15 protein-coding genes and 1 pseudogene are annotated in these 16,355 nt (G+C 45.5%); 13 read left to right on the top strand and 3 right to left on the bottom strand.

The window, feature by feature from the left end; translation table 11 throughout:
* The first annotated feature begins 4 nt into the window (after positions 1–4).
* The 12 genes from R7P35_RS18145 (at position 5) to R7P35_RS18090 (ending at position 12,813) form a co-directional block, all read left to right on the top strand.
* Positions 5–514 carry an OmpH family outer membrane protein gene (locus R7P35_RS18145; protein WP_005391804.1) on the top strand — a complete coding sequence of 170 codons (510 nt, stop codon included), beginning with the start codon at positions 5–7 and terminating at the stop codon, positions 512–514.
* Positions 515–520: 6 nt separating this feature from the next.
* Positions 521–1,552, top strand: a complete 1,032-nt coding sequence (lpxD, locus tag R7P35_RS18140) for a UDP-3-O-(3-hydroxymyristoyl)glucosamine N-acyltransferase (protein ID WP_042521415.1) — start codon at positions 521–523, stop codon at positions 1,550–1,552.
* A gap of 232 nt (positions 1,553–1,784) precedes the next feature.
* Positions 1,785–2,237 (top strand): 3-hydroxyacyl-ACP dehydratase FabZ, encoded by a 453-nt coding sequence (fabZ, locus tag R7P35_RS18135; RefSeq protein ID WP_005380349.1) that lies wholly within the window; start codon positions 1,785–1,787, stop codon positions 2,235–2,237.
* Position 2,238: 1 nt separating this feature from the next.
* Complete coding sequence (lpxA, locus tag R7P35_RS18130; RefSeq protein ID WP_005380357.1) at positions 2,239–3,027, top strand: acyl-ACP--UDP-N-acetylglucosamine O-acyltransferase; 789 nt, start codon at positions 2,239–2,241, stop codon at positions 3,025–3,027.
* 119 nt (positions 3,028–3,146) lie between these two features.
* Entirely contained in the window at positions 3,147–4,286 is a 1,140-nt protein-coding gene (gene lpxB / locus R7P35_RS18125; protein WP_042521417.1) for a lipid-A-disaccharide synthase, read from the top strand.
* Positions 4,287–4,295: 9 nt separating this feature from the next.
* Complete coding sequence (gene rnhB, locus R7P35_RS18120; RefSeq protein WP_005380361.1) at positions 4,296–4,931, top strand: ribonuclease HII; 636 nt, start codon at positions 4,296–4,298, stop codon at positions 4,929–4,931.
* 81 nt (positions 4,932–5,012) lie between these two features.
* Entirely contained in the window at positions 5,013–8,492 is a 3,480-nt protein-coding gene (gene dnaE / locus R7P35_RS18115; protein ID WP_006741668.1) for a DNA polymerase III subunit alpha, read from the top strand.
* Positions 8,493–8,538: 46 nt separating this feature from the next.
* Entirely contained in the window at positions 8,539–9,498 is a 960-nt protein-coding gene (gene accA, locus R7P35_RS18110) for an acetyl-CoA carboxylase carboxyl transferase subunit alpha (RefSeq protein ID WP_005380365.1), read from the top strand.
* 107 nt (positions 9,499–9,605) lie between these two features.
* Positions 9,606–10,916, top strand: coding sequence for a tRNA lysidine(34) synthetase TilS (tilS, locus tag R7P35_RS18105; protein ID WP_042521419.1), 1,311 nt, complete (start codon positions 9,606–9,608; stop codon positions 10,914–10,916).
* A 70-nt stretch (positions 10,917–10,986) separates the two neighbouring features.
* Positions 10,987–11,301 carry a c-type cytochrome gene (locus tag R7P35_RS18100; protein WP_005391816.1) on the top strand — a complete coding sequence of 105 codons (315 nt, stop codon included), beginning with the start codon at positions 10,987–10,989 and terminating at the stop codon, positions 11,299–11,301.
* A gap of 187 nt (positions 11,302–11,488) precedes the next feature.
* Positions 11,489–11,827, top strand: coding sequence for a nitrogen regulatory protein P-II (glnB, locus tag R7P35_RS18095; protein ID WP_005380372.1), 339 nt, complete (start codon positions 11,489–11,491; stop codon positions 11,825–11,827).
* A 140-nt stretch (positions 11,828–11,967) separates the two neighbouring features.
* Positions 11,968–12,813 (top strand): endonuclease/exonuclease/phosphatase family protein, encoded by an 846-nt coding sequence (locus R7P35_RS18090; RefSeq protein WP_042521421.1) that lies wholly within the window; start codon positions 11,968–11,970, stop codon positions 12,811–12,813.
* 1 nt (position 12,814) lies between these two features.
* Here R7P35_RS18090 and R7P35_RS18085 read toward each other — a convergent pair whose 3' ends face one another.
* The 3 genes from R7P35_RS18085 to gloB all read right to left on the bottom strand — a co-directional run bounded on the left by R7P35_RS18085 (position 12,815) and on the right by gloB (position 16,094).
* Positions 12,815–13,501 (bottom strand): YIP1 family protein, encoded by a 687-nt coding sequence (locus tag R7P35_RS18085; RefSeq protein WP_005380375.1) that lies wholly within the window; start codon positions 13,499–13,501, stop codon positions 12,815–12,817.
* Positions 13,498–15,081: a LysM peptidoglycan-binding domain-containing protein gene (locus R7P35_RS18080; protein ID WP_005391819.1), complete on the bottom strand. Its 1,584-nt coding sequence runs from the start codon at positions 15,079–15,081 to the stop codon at positions 13,498–13,500. The genes R7P35_RS18085 and R7P35_RS18080 overlap by 4 nt, the downstream gene beginning before the upstream one ends.
* A 254-nt stretch (positions 15,082–15,335) precedes the next feature.
* The gene (gloB, locus tag R7P35_RS18075; protein WP_017636045.1) at positions 15,336–16,094 is read right to left on the bottom strand and encodes a hydroxyacylglutathione hydrolase; all 759 of its coding nucleotides are present in this window, start codon (positions 16,092–16,094) and stop codon (positions 15,336–15,338) included.
* Between the two features lie 37 nt (positions 16,095–16,131).
* Between gloB and R7P35_RS18070 the strand changes: the two are divergent.
* Positions 16,132–16,355: pseudogene (locus tag R7P35_RS18070) on the top strand (SAM-dependent methyltransferase); the annotation flags it as partial.

Here is a 16,355-nt window from a genome sequence, read left to right as displayed (position 1 = left end):
TATTTTGAATAAAATGATCAAAGCGGCTGGGATTGGCCTTCTTGTACTGAGCTCTTCAATGTTTGCAAATGCGGCAGAAGCTGCACAAAAAATTGCTTATGTAAATACAGCTCAAGTTTTCCAAGCTCTTCCTCAACGTGAAGTTGTACTACAAAAAATGCAGAAAGACTTCAAAAGCAAAGCTGATGAACTGAAGTCAATCCAAGCACAAGCTAAAACAAAGATTGAGAAGCTACAACGTGACGGCGAGCTTTTGGGTCAAGACGAAGTTGAAAAGCTACGTATCGATATCGCGAAGCTAGACAGCGAGTACAAAGTGAAAGCACAAGCACTTGAAAAAGCAAGTGCGCGTCGTGAAGCTGAAGAAAAAGCGAAGCTTTTCAAAACGATTCAAGATGCAGTTAAGAAAGTCGCAGACAAAAATGGTTACGATCTTGTGATTGATATCTCTGCTTTGCAGTACGGCAAGCCAGAATACAATATCTCTGAAGACGTAATTAAAGCTCTAAAATAAGAAGTTATGAAGACATTAACATTAGCCGAATTGGCGACAATTACCGGGGGTGAACTGTTTGGTGACGAGTCTCTCGTTGTAAGCCGTGTTGCCCCAATGGATAAAGCACAAGAAGGTGATGTAACCTTCTTGTCTAACCCAAAATACGCAAAACACCTTTCTGAGTGCCAAGCTACCGTTGTTATGGTAAAGGCTGAGCATAAAGATCAATGCGTTGGAAATGCGTTAGTGGTTTCAGACCCTTATGTCGCATTTGCTCGTGTGGTTCAAGCGATGGATACCACACCAAAGCCGGCAAACGATATTGCACCAAGTGCTGTGATTGCCGCTGACGTTAAGATGGGTGAGAACGTTACAATCGGCGCTAACGCTGTGATTGAAACGGGCGTAGAACTCGGCGATAACGTAAGCGTTGGAGCTGGTTGTTTTATCGGTAAGAACGCCAAGCTAGGGAATAACACCAAGCTTTGGGCTAATGTCACTATCTATCATGAAGTGTCATTGGGTGATGACTGTCTCGTTCAATCGGGTACCGTCATTGGCTCTGATGGCTTCGGTTATGCGAATGACAAAGGCGAGTGGATCAAAATTCCTCAGCTTGGTTCAGTGCGTATCGGTAACCGCGTTGAGATTGGTGCTTGTACTACGATTGACCGCGGTGCACTCGAAGATACTATCATTGAAGACAATGTCATTCTGGATAACCAACTTCAAATCGCGCACAACGTGCAGATCGGATATGGTACCGTGATGCCTGGTGGTACTATTGTCGCGGGCAGTACAAAAATTGGTAAGTACTGCCAGATTGGCGGCGCGTCTGTTCTGAATGGCCATATCACTATCGCAGATGGTGTGGCTATTACAGGTATGGGCATGGTAATGCGCAGTATCGAAGAAAAAGGCCTTTACTCATCAGGTATCCCACTACAAACGAACAGAGAGTGGCGTAAGACCGCGACTCGAGTTCACCGTATTGATGAGATGAATAAGCGCCTAAAAGCGGTTGAAAAACAGCTGGAACAGAAAGAAGAAATTTAGAACAAGTTATCTTTCGCTCTGTATTTAATACGAAGGCTAACAAGCTCTAGTTCCATATTCTGTAAGAAGACTCGCGAAATGCGGGTCTTTTTCTTCTATAATGACGCGCTCTAAGTAGATTTAACTCCAAGATGGTGCGTATTTTGCTAGTATATTGCAAAGCGATTCGGCTTTACGACCTGTTGCCACGTTTGCCATCTTGGCGGCAAAAAATTGATATAGGAAGACGACTTTGACTACTGAAAAGAAAACGATGAACATCTCTGAAATTCAAGAGCTACTACCTCATCGCTACCCATTCTTATTGATCGACCGAGTGATAGACTTCCAAGAAGAGAAGTACCTTCACGCGATTAAAAACGTGTCGGTTAACGAACCTCAGTTCACAGGTCACTTTCCTCAACTACCAGTATTCCCAGGTGTTTTGATTTTAGAAGCAATGGCTCAGGCAACAGGCTTACTTGCATTTAAATCATTTGGTGCACCAACAGAAAATGAACTGTACTACTTTGCAAGCGTAGACGGCGCGAAATTCCGTAAACCAGTGGTTCCGGGCGACCAATTGGTTATTGAGGTAGAATTTCTGAAAGAACGTCGCGGCATTGCTGCATTTAGCGGTGTAGCAAAAGTTGACGGTGAAGTGGTATGTTCTGCAGAACTGAAGTGTGCTCGTCGAGAGTTTTAATATGATTCATGAAACCGCTAAAATCCACCCGGCAGCGGTGGTAGAAGAGGGCGCCAAAATTGGTGCTAACGTAACAGTAGGTCCTTTTACGTACATCACCTCTACGGTTGAAATTGGTGAAGGCACAGAAGTGATGTCTCACGTTGTGATCAAAGGTCACACAACTATTGGCAAAGATAACCGTATTTTCCCACATGCTGTCATTGGTGAAGAAAACCAAGACAAAAAATACGGTGGTGAAGACACAACTGTGGTTATCGGTGACCGTAACGTCATTCGTGAAGCGGTCCAAGTTCACCGCGGCACAGTGCAAGACAAAGCAACCACGATCATTGGTGATGACAACTTATTGTGTGTGAATGCACACGTTGCGCATGATGTTGTTATTGGTAACCACACTCATATCGGTAATAACTCGATTCTTGGTGGTCACGTTACTGTTGATGATTATGCCGGTGTGATGGCACTGTCTGCGATTCATCCGTTTTGTACAGTGGGCGCTTACGCATACATTGGCGGCTGTTCAGCTGTGGTGCAAGATGTCCCAGCTTATGTACTCGCGCAAGGTAACCACGCTACTCCATTCGGCTTGAACCTTGTTGGCTTGAAGCGTAATGGCTTTGAGAAACCAGAGATTCGTGCGCTACAAAAAGCGTATAAAGAAATCTACCGTTCAGGTAAGACGCTAGAAGAAGTGAAGCCTATTCTGGCTGAAATGGCTCAAGAGTGGCCGGCTGTGAAGCGTTTCTCAGATATTCTGGAAACGACGGAACGTGGCATTATTCGTTAATTGGCGAATGAACCAATAAATAAAAAGATCGTGACCAAATTTGAGGTTACGATCTTTTTGTGTTTTATGGATAAGGCAAACCGTTATCCATAGCGCACAGGAAAAATAGCGAAGTAGATATGGAAAGACCATTACGTATTGGCATCATTGCCGGAGAATTGTCTGGCGATACGCTAGGTGAAGGCTTTATCAAAGCAGTAAAGCAACAATTTCCAGACGCAGAGTTCGTAGGCATTGGTGGTCCGAAAATGATAGCCCAAGGTTGCGAGTCTCTGTTTGATATGGAAGAGCTTGCGGTGATGGGATTAGTCGAGGTTTTAGGCCGCTTACCGAGACTTCTTAAAGTGAAAGCTGAGCTCGTTCAGTATTTTACTCAGAATCCGCCTGATGTTTTCATAGGGATCGATGCTCCTGACTTCAACTTACGCTTGGAGCTTGACCTCAAGCAAGCGGGCATTAAAACCGTTCATTACGTGAGTCCGTCTGTTTGGGCTTGGCGTCAGAAGCGCATCTTTAAAATAGAAGCGGCAACGAACTTGGTGCTAGCATTTCTTCCGTTTGAGAAAGCGTTTTACGACAAATTTAATGTACCTTGCGAGTTCATTGGTCATACCTTGGCTGATGCCATCCCACTAGAATCAGAACAAGCGCCTGCACGTGAGTTGCTTGGTTTAGAACAAGATAAAAAGTGGCTTGCTGTCCTGCCAGGCAGTCGTGGTAGCGAGTTAAAAATGCTCTCAGAGCCATTTATTGAAACCTGCAAGTTACTCCATAACAAGTTTCCAGAACTGGGGTTTGTTGTCGCGCTTGTTAATCAAAAACGCCGTGAGCAGTTTGAACAAGCATGGAAAGAGCTAGCGCCAGAGTTGGACTTCAAGTTAGTTGATGACACCGCACGCAACGTCATCACCGCATCCGATGCCGTGATGTTGGCCTCCGGTACCGTAGCGTTGGAGTGTATGCTTCTCAAGCGTCCAATGGTGGTGGGTTATCGTGTGAACGCATTTACTGCTTTTTTAGCTAAACGTCTATTGAAAACGAAGTATGTGTCATTGCCGAATATCTTGGCGGATGATGAGCTCGTCAAAGAATATCTACAAGATGAGTGCACACCAGACAATTTGTTTACTGAGGTTTCTCGCTTATTGGAAAGCGACAATAAACCGATGTTAGATAAGTTTACGGAAATGCATCATTGGATTCGTAAAGATGCGGACCAACAAGCCGCAAACGCGGTTCTAAAACTGATTGAGAAATAGAGATTTATCATGGCTGTTAAACCAAAAGCGACCAAAACCAAAGTTGAACTCCCTCCGTTTGAATATCCGCAAGGTTACCAGCTTGTGGCCGGAGTCGACGAGGTAGGACGTGGTCCTTTGGTGGGAGACGTCGTCACCGCTGCGGTTATCCTTGATCCTAACAATCCTATTGAAGGGTTGAACGATTCGAAAAAATTGACCGAAAAGAAACGCATGGCGTTGCTTCCTGAAATCAAAGAAAAAGCATTGGCGTGGGCGGTCGGGCGTTGCTCTCCTGAAGAAATCGATCAACTGAATATTTTGCAGGCGACTATGGTTGCGATGCAGCGTGCAGTGGCGGGGTTACAGGTTCAACCTGATTTGGTGTTGATTGATGGTAACCGTTGTCCGGAGCTGCCAATGGATGCTCAAGCTGTAGTAAAAGGCGATCTACGTGTTGCCGAAATCAGTGCGGCTTCAATTATTGCCAAAGTCGTGCGTGACCAAGAGATGGAAGAGTTGGATAAACTTCATCCACAATTTGGCTTCGCGAAGCACAAAGGTTACCCAACTAAAGCGCACTTTGAAGCGATTGAGCAACACGGAGTGATCAGTGAACACCGCAAGAGTTTCAAGCCAGTAAAAAAAGCGTTAGGCATAGAATAATCAAACGATCTAATTGGTGTTATAAACCCAACCTCTTTAGGTTAGAATCCCCAACAAAATAGAGTTACACGGTACCTGCTAATGTCAGATCCCAAATTCATCCACCTGCGTGTTCATAGTGACTTCTCGATGGTGGATGGCCTCAACAAAGTTCCGCCAATCGTAAAGAAAGTTGCTGAGCTCGGTATGCCCGCAATGGCGTTGACCGACTTTACCAACCTATGTGGTTTGGTGAAGTTTTACGGTACGGCGCATGGCAGTGGTGTTAAACCGATCATTGGTGCTGACTTTAAAATGCAGTCGGACGAGTTTGGTGAAGAGCTGACTCAAGTGACTTTGCTTGCGGCGGATAATGTGGGTTATAAGAACCTGACGTTATTGATATCAAAAGCGTACTTACGTGGACATGTTCAACACCACCCTGTGATTGATAAAGCCTGGTTGGCTGAAATGTCTGAAGGCTTGATTGTATTATCCGGCGGTAAAAGCGGGGAAATTGGTCGCGGCCTTTTGAAAGGCAACCGTCAAATAGTGCAAGGGTGTGTTGATTTCTATAAACAGCATTTTCCAGATCGCTTTTATCTTGAGCTACTTCGTACCGGTCGTCCAGATGAAGAAACTTATCTTCACTTTGCGGTTGAATTGGCAGAGCAGCAAGACTTGCCAGTAGTGGCGACCAATGAAGTTGTATTCCTGAGTCCAGACCTATTTGATGCTCATGAAATACGCGTAGCGATTCACGATGGTTACACATTAGAAGATCCGCGTAGGCCAAAAAACTACAGTCCGCAGCAATATCTTCGTACAGAAGAAGAAATGTGCGAGCTGTTTGCTGATATTCCTGAAGCGTTAGAAAACAGTGTCGAGATAGCGAAGCGTTGTAACGTGACTGTGCGCTTAGGGGAGTACTTCCTACCAGCTTTCCCAACCGAAGGGATGAAAGAGACTGAGTTCCTAGTCATGAAATCCCGAGAGGGGTTGGAAGAGCGTTTAGAGTTCCTATTTCCAGATGAGGAAGAGAGAAAACGTCGCCGCCCTGAATATGATGAACGTCTTCAGATAGAGCTAGATGTTATCAACCAAATGGGATTTCCTGGTTACTTCTTGATCGTAATGGAGTTCATCCAGTGGTCAAAAGATAATGGAATTCCTGTCGGTCCTGGACGTGGTTCCGGTGCTGGTTCTTTGGTGGCTTACGCACTAAAAATCACCGATCTGGATCCACTAGAATACGACTTGCTGTTCGAACGTTTCTTGAACCCAGAACGTGTTTCGATGCCCGATTTCGACGTCGATTTCTGTATGGATAAACGTGACCAGGTTATTGACCACGTTGCGGAAATGTACGGTCGTGACGCGGTGTCTCAGATCATCACGTTTGGTACCATGGCGGCAAAAGCGGTAATCCGTGACGTTGGCCGCGTATTGGGCCACCCATTTGGTTTTGTTGATCGTATTTCAAAGCTGATCCCGCCCGATCCAGGTATGACGCTAGATAAAGCGTTTAAAGCTGAACCTGCACTACCTGAATTGTATGAGGCCGATGAGGAAGTTAAAGAACTCATCGACATGTGTCATATTTTGGAAGGCTGTACGCGAAACGCCGGTAAACACGCTGGTGGTGTTGTAATATCACCTACAACAATTACCGATTTTGCGCCAATTTATGCAGACGCTGAAGGTCACTTTCCGGTTACTCAATTTGATAAAAACGATGTTGAGACCGCTGGCCTAGTTAAGTTTGACTTCTTGGGTTTACGTACCTTAACCATTATTGACTGGGCGTTAGGACTGATTAACCCACGCCTAGAGCGAGAAGGGAAAGAACCGGTTCAAATTGAATCCATACCGTTAGAAGACCCTGCCTCTTTCCGTTTGTTGCAAAACTCTGAAACGACAGCAGTATTCCAGCTTGAATCTCGAGGCATGAAAGAGCTGATTAAACGACTTCAGCCAGACTGTTTCGAAGACATCATCGCATTGGTAGCACTCTTCCGTCCGGGTCCTTTGCAATCGGGCATGGTAGATAACTTTATCGACCGTAAACATGGTCGAGAAGCGATCTCTTATCCAGATGAAAAGTGGCAACACGAGTCGCTAAAAGAGACGCTTGATCCAACCTACGGCATCATCCTGTATCAAGAGCAGGTAATGCAGATTGCGCAGATCTTAGCAGGTTACACGCTAGGTGGTGCGGACATGCTTCGTCGTGCAATGGGTAAGAAAAAGCCAGAAGAGATGGCAAAACAACGTGCTATCTTTGAAGAAGGTGCGATAAAGAACGGTATCGATGGCGAGTTGGCGATGAAAATCTTCGACTTGGTAGAGAAGTTCGCCGGTTATGGTTTTAACAAATCGCACTCTGCTGCTTATGCATTGGTTTCTTATCAAACTCTTTGGCTGAAAACACATTATCCTGCCGAATTTATGGCTGCGGTAATGACAGCCGATATGGATAACACGGAAAAAGTCGTTGGCTTGGTCGATGAGTGTTTCCGTATGAAGCTTACCGTGCTGCCACCAGACATCAACTCTGGCCTATATCGCTTTAATGTTGATGAAAATGGCGCAATTGTTTACGGTATTGGTGCGATAAAAGGGGTTGGTGAGGGCCCTATCGATGCGATTCTTGAGGCGAGAAATAAAGGTGGTCACTTTAAAGACCTATTTGATTTCTGTGCTCGAGTTGATCTAAAACGCGTCAATAAACGAGTGATAGAGAAGCTGATTTACGCGGGCGCGTTGGATCGACTAGGCCCACACCGTGCGGCGATGATGGCGTCACTCAATGATGCGGTAAAAGCAGCAAGTCAACATCACCAAGCTGAGGCGTTTGGTCAAACGGATATGTTTGGTGTGCTAACGGATGCACCTGAAGAAGTAGAGCATAAGTATACGCAGGTTCCGCCTTGGCCAGAAAAAGTGTGGTTAGAGGGCGAGCGTGATACCCTAGGTCTATATTTGACAGGGCACCCAATTAACGCCTACGTAAAGGAACTAAACAAATACACCAGTTGTCGACTAAAAGACGCAACGCCCACTCGCCGCGACCAATCTGTCACGGTGGCAGGTCTGGTTATTGCAGCTCGTGTAATGACGACTAAGCGTGGTACACGAATTGGCATTATGACACTGGATGACCGAAGTGGTCGCATGGAAGTGATGTTGTTCTCAGATGCACTGGATCGATACGCTGAACTTCTCGAAAAAGACAGAATTTTGGTCGTTTCTGGACAGGTCAGCTTTGATGACTTCAACGGTGGCCTTAAAATGTCGGCGCGTGAAGTTATGGATCTCGGCAGTGCGCGCGAGAAATACGCTCGTGGTTTGTCGGTATCGATAGATGCAACTCAGATCAACGATCAGTTTTTTGAGCAGTTCAGCCGTATTTTAGAACCGCACAAAGCCGGAACCGTACCCGTCAATGTATACTACCAGCGTGCCGACGCCAGAGCGCGGTTAACATTGGGCACCGAGTGGCGAGTAACGCCAAGTGATACATTACTCGACGATTTAAAACAGTTACTTGGCAAAAGCCAGGTAGAACTCGAATTTAACTAAAAATTCAGCGCAATATGTTAGACGCTGAGTAAACAAGGATTCATAGATGAGCCTAAACTTTCTTGAATTTGAAAAGCCAATTGCAGAACTAGAAGCGAAAATTGAAGCACTACGTGATGTCTCTCGTCACGGTGGTGATTCTGCGATTGACCTGGATAAAGAAATCGAACAGCTTGAGAAGAAAAGCTTAGAGCTGAAGAAAAAAACCTTCAGTGACCTAGGTGCATGGGAAACAGCTCAACTGGCTCGTCACCCACTACGTCCTTACACGCTGGATTACATCCAACACGCTTTTGAGGAGTTTGATGAATTAGCGGGTGACCGCGCGTTTGCAGACGACAAAGCGATTGTGGGTGGCATGGCTCGCCTTGAAGGCCGCCCTGTGATGATCATTGGTCACCAAAAAGGTCGTGAGACCAAAGAAAAGGTGAAACGTAACTTTGGTATGCCGAAACCAGAAGGCTACCGTAAGGCTCTACGCTTGATGGAAATGGCAGAGCGTTTCAACATGCCGATCATCACATTTATTGACACGGCTGGCGCGTATCCAGGTGTGGGCGCAGAAGAGCGTGGTCAATCTGAAGCTATCGCGAAAAACCTAAAAGTGATGTCTGGTCTTAAAGTGCCAGTAATCTGTAACGTTGTTGGTGAAGGCGGTTCTGGTGGTGCACTAGCAATCGGTGTAGGCGACTACGTGAACATGCTTCAGTACTCTACGTACTCAGTAATTTCTCCTGAGGGTTGTGCTTCAATCTTATGGCGTGATTCAGACAAAGCGCCACAAGCGGCAGAGGCAATGGGTCTAACTGCTCCGCGTCTTAAAGAGCTTGAACTGATCGACGAAATCATTGAAGAGCCACTAGGCGGCGCTCATCGCGATCATGTTCAAATGGCAGCGAATATGAAAGCGACACTACTTCGTCAGCTAGAAGATCTAGAACAATTGGATGAAGAGACGCTACGTGAGCGTCGTTACCAGCGTCTAATGAGCTACGGTTACTGTTAATTTCGGTGATTGCTATTAAGCGTTAGCTGATATCTCAAGTGATAACAGTTAAAATAGAAAGGGTTGGATGAGAGTCCAGCCCTTTTTTTGTACCTATCGGATCGCTTATGGAATCGCTTTACCCGCATTTTGCTCAAGTTCTCGGCCGCTACTATCAATTAGGCACTAAGGTTGTCTTGGCGTTTAGCGGAGGAGTGGATTCACGTCTTTTACTCGAATTACTCAGTCGCTACCAACAAGCGCATTCGATAGAGTGTCACGCTGTGTATGTGCACCATGGTTTAAGCTCGAATGCCGATAATTGGGCCGATAAATGCTTACTTTGGGCACAACAAGTGGGGATATCGTGCTCGATCGAGCGAGTGAGCTTAGACATCAGCAATGGTGAAAGTATTGAACTTCTTGCTCGTAAAGCTCGCTACCAAGCCTTAACTAAGTACATTCAAGAAGGTGATATACTGTTGACTGGTCAACATGCCGACGATCAAATAGAGACTTTTCTCCTTGCGCTTAAGCGCGGCAGCGGGCCTAAAGGGTTATCTTCGATGGCGGAGAGTATGCCGTTTTCTTGCGGATCTCTAGTTCGACCATTGCTTACTATCAAGCGGAAGACCATCGAAGAAGCCGCTACTAAATTAGGCTTGGAGTGGGTGGAAGACGAAAGCAATCAAGATACCCGTTATGATCGTAACTTTCTTCGTCATTGTGTTATTCCTGAATTGTCTGGTCGCTGGCCGAGTATCCATCAAGCGGTTCAGCGCAGTGCAAGTTTATGTGCTCAACAAGAAGCGCTATTGGATGAACTATTGAGCGCGGTGTTTGAACGCGCTTTACAAACGGATCTAAGTTTGAGTATTGAAGAACTGGCTAAGCACAGTGGATTAGCGCGTGCGCGCTTGATTCGTATGTGGCTGGCTAAGCTTAATACTAGTATGCCGACTCAGGTACAACTCAATCTTATCTGGAATGAAGTGGCATTAGCTCAGCAAGATGCCAACCCCAAACTACAACTTAAACAAGGTGAAGTGCGCCGTTTTCGAAATCGTCTCTATTGGGTAACGGAAACGGCTGATGTCACTAAGTGGCAAAGTACGATTCAAGTTGATGCGACTTTGTCGCTGCCTGAGGGACTCGGGGAGCTGACCTTAACGACGAGTTCTAGTAACGCAACGATTGCGCTACCGAGTCAGCCAGAATTGCTTCGCGTGACCTTCAATCCGGAAGGCTTATCAGCGCATCCAACCACGCGTAATCACAGTCGAAAACTGAAGAAGTTATTCCAAGAATACAATGTGCCAAGCTGGCTGCGTCGTCAAATTCCGATTTTAATGTACCAAGACCGAGTCGTTGCTGTGGCAGATCTGTTCGTTGATCAGGCGTTTAATGGTCAAGATTGTGAACTTATTTGGCGCAGGTAATGAAAATTCATGCCACAATGTCGATTATAAAATATAAAAATCCTTAAATAATAATTGATTAGGTGAAGCAATGAAGAAAACAATCATGGGTGCAATGGTGGCGTTAACCATGTTTAGTGGGCAAGCTCTAGCTGCGGGAGATGCTACAGCAGGTCAAGCAAAGTCGGGAGTATGCGCGGCGTGTCATGGCGCTGATGGTATTGCTGTCATTCCGGGTTACCCAAATCTGAAAGGGCAAAATGAGCAATATATTATCAGTTCAATTAAAGCTTATAAAAATAAAGAGCGAACAGGTGGGCTTGCTGCTGTGATGCAAGCTCAAGCTTCATTGTTGTCTGATGAAGATATCGCTAACCTAGCGGCTTACTACGCAAGTTTGAAGTAAACGCGAGTCTGAAAAAGCTTGGACGATTGGGCATTGAGCAGTCCTCACTGGGGTTTTATCAACTCACGATATTCGCTATGTTAATTTGCTCAATCTGGATTTTCGCTAGTGGATCAGAGACAAACATTGAATGTTGCGAAACGCTAAACGATAATAAGCGCAATCGATTGAAGCTTAAGGGATGAACATGAAAAAAATTGAAGCGATTATCAAGCCATTTAAACTGGATGATGTTCGAGAAGCGCTAGCTGAAGTTGGCATTACAGGGATGACCGTCTCTGAAGTGAAAGGCTTTGGTCGCCAAAAAGGTCACACCGAGCTTTACCGTGGTGCAGAGTACATGGTGGACTTTCTACCTAAAGTGAAGCTCGAAATCGTTGTAACGGAAGATGTGGCTGATAAATGCGTAGAGACAATCATTGAAACCGCGCAAACTGGTAAGATTGGTGATGGTAAAATATTTGTCACTGATATTGAGCGTGTGGTTCGTATTCGTACTGGTGAAGAAGACGAAGACGCGATCTAAGGTTTCTTGTCACCTGTTTCGTATTTATTATGCTAAAAGGGAGCCAAGTGGCTCCTTTTTTGTTGTTTGCTTATTAGTGAAATCATTTAACCCGAGATTGGTTGTTCTAGATTTGGGGTGCCTACATTCAGGTTTGTCGTATGTTTAAGCGTTTTTTTCTGGCGTTAGCTTTTCTTATTATGGCGGTATTGGTCGGCTTCCAGGTTATTTTCACCGTACCAGATCAGCCGCAAATCATTACTCAAACAGGCTCAGAGTTGACGCAGGATATTAGGTGTATCGAATTTAGCGGCTCAAAAGCTCTGGATCAGGGCGGTGAAATCAATGTACTTGTCTGGAATATCTACAAACAGAACCGAACGAATTGGCAAAGTGCACTCAATGAATTCTCTGCTGATAAGCAGCTGCTGTTATTGCAAGAAGCCAGCATGACACCATCATTTAAACAGTGGTTGGTGGATGGTCGCTGGGTTAGTAATCAAGTGAGTGCTTTTAAGGCGCTGGGTAGCGGTGCCGGTGTAATTAGTATTGCTCAAGGGCAACCAGAAAAAGCCTGCGCTTACACCTCTAAAGAGCCGTGGCTTCGCTTACCTAAGTCTGCATTATATAGCCAGTATCACTTGAGTAATGGCGAGAAACTCGCAGTGGTGAATGTACATGCGATTAACTTCACCGTAGGTACAAAAGAGTATATATCTCAGTTAACGGCGCTTGAAATGCTTTTAAAGCATCATGTGGGGCCAATTCTATTTGCTGGAGACTTCAATAGCTGGAGTAAATCTCGCGTTAATGCGATGAGGCAGGCCTTAAAGGCTGCGGACTTACAAGAGGTGATGTTCTTGCCGGATCATCGAGTCCAATTTATAACAGGGTTACCACTGGACCATGTGTTTTACCGAGGTCTGACGCTTAAGTACGCAAAAGCGCCGCAGAGCGACGCTTCCGATCATAACCCATTGTTATTGTCATTTACGTTAAATGACTAGCTTAGGTTACCACAATATAAAGTGCCCAAATAACGTAGAAGAATACCCATGGCAGGCTTGCAATCACCAAAGCTTGGCCACGTTCAAACTCCGTCCACGTCAGTACAACGCCGTAGCCGAGCACAATGTACCAAGGCAGAAGCAAAGGTAACGAGCTAGCGAAATGAGACCATTCGTTAGTAAGAGGCAGCTTTAATAGACCATTGAGGCTATTTAAATCGGCAGCGTAAGTCATTACCTGACCATGCTTGAGTAGCAAGCTCGCGTAACTTGCTACATCGCCCAATACTGCTGGGAATAAGATAGCACACGATGCGGCAAACCATTTCCAGTAACCGTATTGTTGTTTGCTTGCCTTTGTTGCAAGAAAGAACCAAAGCGCGAGCAATAGTAAGGTGGCAAAGCGGTTGAATACATCATTGATGATCGCGCTTGCCATTAGCGTGTTTGGTTCTAATAGCTCAATCTGCTTCGGGTCGATTTGCTGAAATTGCGCAGCAAGTTGGTCACTGAGCCACGTGAAATCGACATTCGAAAAGTAAGCACCCCAGAATAAAAACGGACTAAGCATCAGGAAGATGAACGGTTGCCATCCCCATCCACCGCGTTGATAAAGCGCGAGAAAACAAGATGTTGGAGAACGAAAAATGTCCAACAGCATCACAAGTGGATTGCTTGATGGGTTCATACACTTACCTTCGTTACGTCAACGTACAACTTAAGCTTTTGACCTGGTTGTAAGTATTTTTTCTTGTGTAGCGAGTTCCATTTCACGATGTCGTTCGTTTTTACTTTGAACTTGCTTGCAATGCCGCTAATGGTGTCGCCAGAGCGAACGTTGTAGAAAACGGTACGGATCACAGAACCTTTGTCTGAGTCCTTCCATATCACTAGCTTTTGACCCACACGCAATGGATCTTTAGGGCTCATACCATTCCATTTAGCTAACGATTTATACGACACTTTATTGTTACGTGCGATTGACCACAAACTTTCTCCAGACTGAACGACATGGGTGAGCTTGAGTTGACCACGAGCACGAGATTGAGTCTTGTTTAATCGGTTTTGTGCCGTTAATGCGTATTTTGCATCGTCTTTTGTTGATGTCGGAATCAACAGGTATTGACCAATACGAATATTGTTATTCGATAGGCCGTTGGCACGTCGAATGACTTTCGTGGTTGTGCCGTATTTATTAGCTAGCACGCTTAAAGAGTCGCCAGATTTCACCTTGTAGCGAGCGACCTTCATCCCTTTACCGCGATTTTTCTCCACCTTGGTGAGAAAAGTCTCTTTTTTCTCTACGGGAATCAAAAGTTGGTGCGGCCCCTCAGGCGCTGTCGACCACTGGTTGTATGCTGGGTTGTAACTCTGCAACTCTTTTACGCTAATGCCGGCATAATCTGCGGCAATAGCCAGATCTAACTGCTCTTCTGGATCAACAAGCGTTAGAACAGGCTTGTTTGGAATTGCAGGAATATTAAGTCCGTACTTGTCTTGGTTTGCGATAACGTCAGCCAAGGCCAATAGCTTAGGAACGTAACTACTGGTCTCTTTTGGTAAGTCTAATGAGAAGAAATCGATAGGTTTACCGAGCTTTTTATTCTTACGAATTGCGCTAGAAACACGGCCACCACCGCTGTTATAAGCGGCGATTGCATGTTCCCAGTTACCATCAAAACGCTCGTTTAGTTGTACTAGGTAGTCCAGCGCTGCATCCGTTGCTGCTGCCACATCTCTGCGACCGTCATACCAGTAGTTTTGCTCTAGTCCCATCATTTTTCCGGTGCCAGGGACAAATTGCCACAACCCAGCCGCGCTACCATGTGAGTAGGCAAAGGCATCGAATGAACTTTCCACTACAGGAAGTAAAGCAAGCTCCATTGGAAGTCCGCGCTCTTCGATACGTTTTGTGATCATGTATAGAAAAGGAGTCGCACGCTTAGATACCGTGTAAAGGTGATTTGGGTGCTTTAAATACCACGTACGGTAGTAGTCCACTTTCTTGTGGTTTGGGATATCCATGTCCAGCTGCATGGCGATACGTTGCCACACATCTTCTTGTTCTTGGGGGGAGAGAACTTTAGGCGCGTCGTTAGCGGATTTTTTTGCTAGTGACGATTTATTGCCCGGTTGAGCTTTTACTGCATTTTGCTTTGCAGTCTGCTCAGATTTATTGGTTTCTGGTGTAGAAGACGTTGAATCTGACTGAGTCAATTGACAGCCAGATAATAACAACGCCAACGCCCAAGTATACTTCAAACGCATGGATTCAGCCTATTTAGGGCCTGTTTATCTTCACCTGCCTGTCGCGCAACGTAATGTGCGTGGCAGTCGCAAGATAATAGACATCTTTTAAACACTAACTAATTTATAGAGGCAAAGAGCTTCTAATTATGCAATGGGGAGAAATTCAAATAGATTTATATCAACCCCAAACGTAAGAGAAGCGCCAGTGGCGCTTCTCGAAAAATCAGTCCCTGATAATACTGGGGTCTTGCAAACTTACAAGCAGAAAATGGTTAAAATTCGTTCTTCCACTCGCGTAAAGCAGTAAAAACCGAGCATGGATCGCTATTTTTAATGCGACTAGCAACAGATTGAACCACGTCAGGGTTAGAGGTTCGCAAGAACGGATTAATCCACTTTTCTTTGCGTATTGTTGTTGGAAGTGTCGGAATGTTGAGTGCTCGCAGTCGGTTTACATCGTCGCGATATTGGCGAAGTTGCTCATTGTCAGGTTCAACCGCTAGAGCAAACGCCACGTTACTCGCCGTGTATTCATGTGCGCAGAAGACTTGAGTTTCTTCTGGTAGAGACGTTAGTTTGCTCAGTGATTCAAACATTTGCTCAGGCGTACCTTCAAAAATACGACCGCAGCCAGCAGAAAAGAGCACATCACCGCAAAACAGTTTTCCGTCCCCAACGTAACCGATATGGCCCAAAGTATGGCCGGGTAACCCAAGTACTAAGAAAATCTCACCAAACAACTCCAGCTTGTCGCCTTCTTCCATTGGTGTCGTTAGGGTTGGAATTGGCTCTGATTTTGGGCCCACAACGGCGACGTCAGGAAATGCACGCACTAAGTCTGGAACGCCACCAATGTGATCGTTGTGGTGGTGCGTAATTAAAATCGCTTCTAAAGTTAATTCGTTAGCCTGCAGAAATTCTAATACTGGCTTCGCATCGCCCGGATCAACGACTGCGCAGCGCTTATCGCTATTTTGTATCAGCCAGATGTAATTATCATTAAATGCGGGTATGCTTTTGATCTCTAACACGATTCGTTCTCCGTCACCCATTTTAGTCAGGTGGTTAATGAAACCAGCACTCAGCAACAAAACTATACCACACCCGTCGACTTGGTCAGCAATGAACAACGGTCCGTGGGTGCTTGAGTCAATCCAGACCCGACTTGATGAATGGTGTCCGAAACTCTTCGGCTACCATATGCTCAAACTGGGCGGGTTGAGCTGTGAGCTAACCAGCTGTAATTGTAACATTCAACACCAAGTCAACGTAGATATCCAGAACCCGTTGCA

The organism is Vibrio sp. Vb0304 (assembly GCF_033338995.1).
Taxonomy (GTDB): domain Bacteria; phylum Pseudomonadota; class Gammaproteobacteria; order Enterobacterales; family Vibrionaceae; genus Vibrio; species Vibrio alginolyticus.
This window is presented reverse-complemented; position numbering and strand designations above follow the sequence as displayed.

Excerpts from the sequence above, each read along its gene's own strand:
- glnB (WP_005380372.1), top strand. The coding sequence starts at position 11,489 with ATGAAAAAAATTGAAGCGATTATCAAGCCATTTAAACTGGATGATGTT.
- lpxA (WP_005380357.1), top strand. The coding sequence starts at position 2,239 with ATGATTCATGAAACCGCTAAAATCCACCCGGCAGCGGTGGTAGAAGAG.
- R7P35_RS18085 (WP_005380375.1), bottom strand. The coding sequence starts at position 13,501 with ATGAACCCATCAAGCAATCCACTTGTGATGCTGTTGGACATTTTTCGT.
- accA (WP_005380365.1), top strand. The coding sequence starts at position 8,539 with ATGAGCCTAAACTTTCTTGAATTTGAAAAGCCAATTGCAGAACTAGAA.
- lpxD (WP_042521415.1), top strand. The coding sequence starts at position 521 with ATGAAGACATTAACATTAGCCGAATTGGCGACAATTACCGGGGGTGAA.
- rnhB (WP_005380361.1), top strand. The coding sequence starts at position 4,296 with ATGGCTGTTAAACCAAAAGCGACCAAAACCAAAGTTGAACTCCCTCCG.
- R7P35_RS18080 (WP_005391819.1), bottom strand. The coding sequence starts at position 15,081 with ATGCGTTTGAAGTATACTTGGGCGTTGGCGTTGTTATTATCTGGCTGT.
- R7P35_RS18100 (WP_005391816.1), top strand. The coding sequence starts at position 10,987 with ATGAAGAAAACAATCATGGGTGCAATGGTGGCGTTAACCATGTTTAGT.
- lpxB (WP_042521417.1), top strand. The coding sequence starts at position 3,147 with ATGGAAAGACCATTACGTATTGGCATCATTGCCGGAGAATTGTCTGGC.
- R7P35_RS18090 (WP_042521421.1), top strand. The coding sequence starts at position 11,968 with ATGTTTAAGCGTTTTTTTCTGGCGTTAGCTTTTCTTATTATGGCGGTA.
- tilS (WP_042521419.1), top strand. The coding sequence starts at position 9,606 with ATGGAATCGCTTTACCCGCATTTTGCTCAAGTTCTCGGCCGCTACTAT.
- dnaE (WP_006741668.1), top strand. The coding sequence starts at position 5,013 with ATGTCAGATCCCAAATTCATCCACCTGCGTGTTCATAGTGACTTCTCG.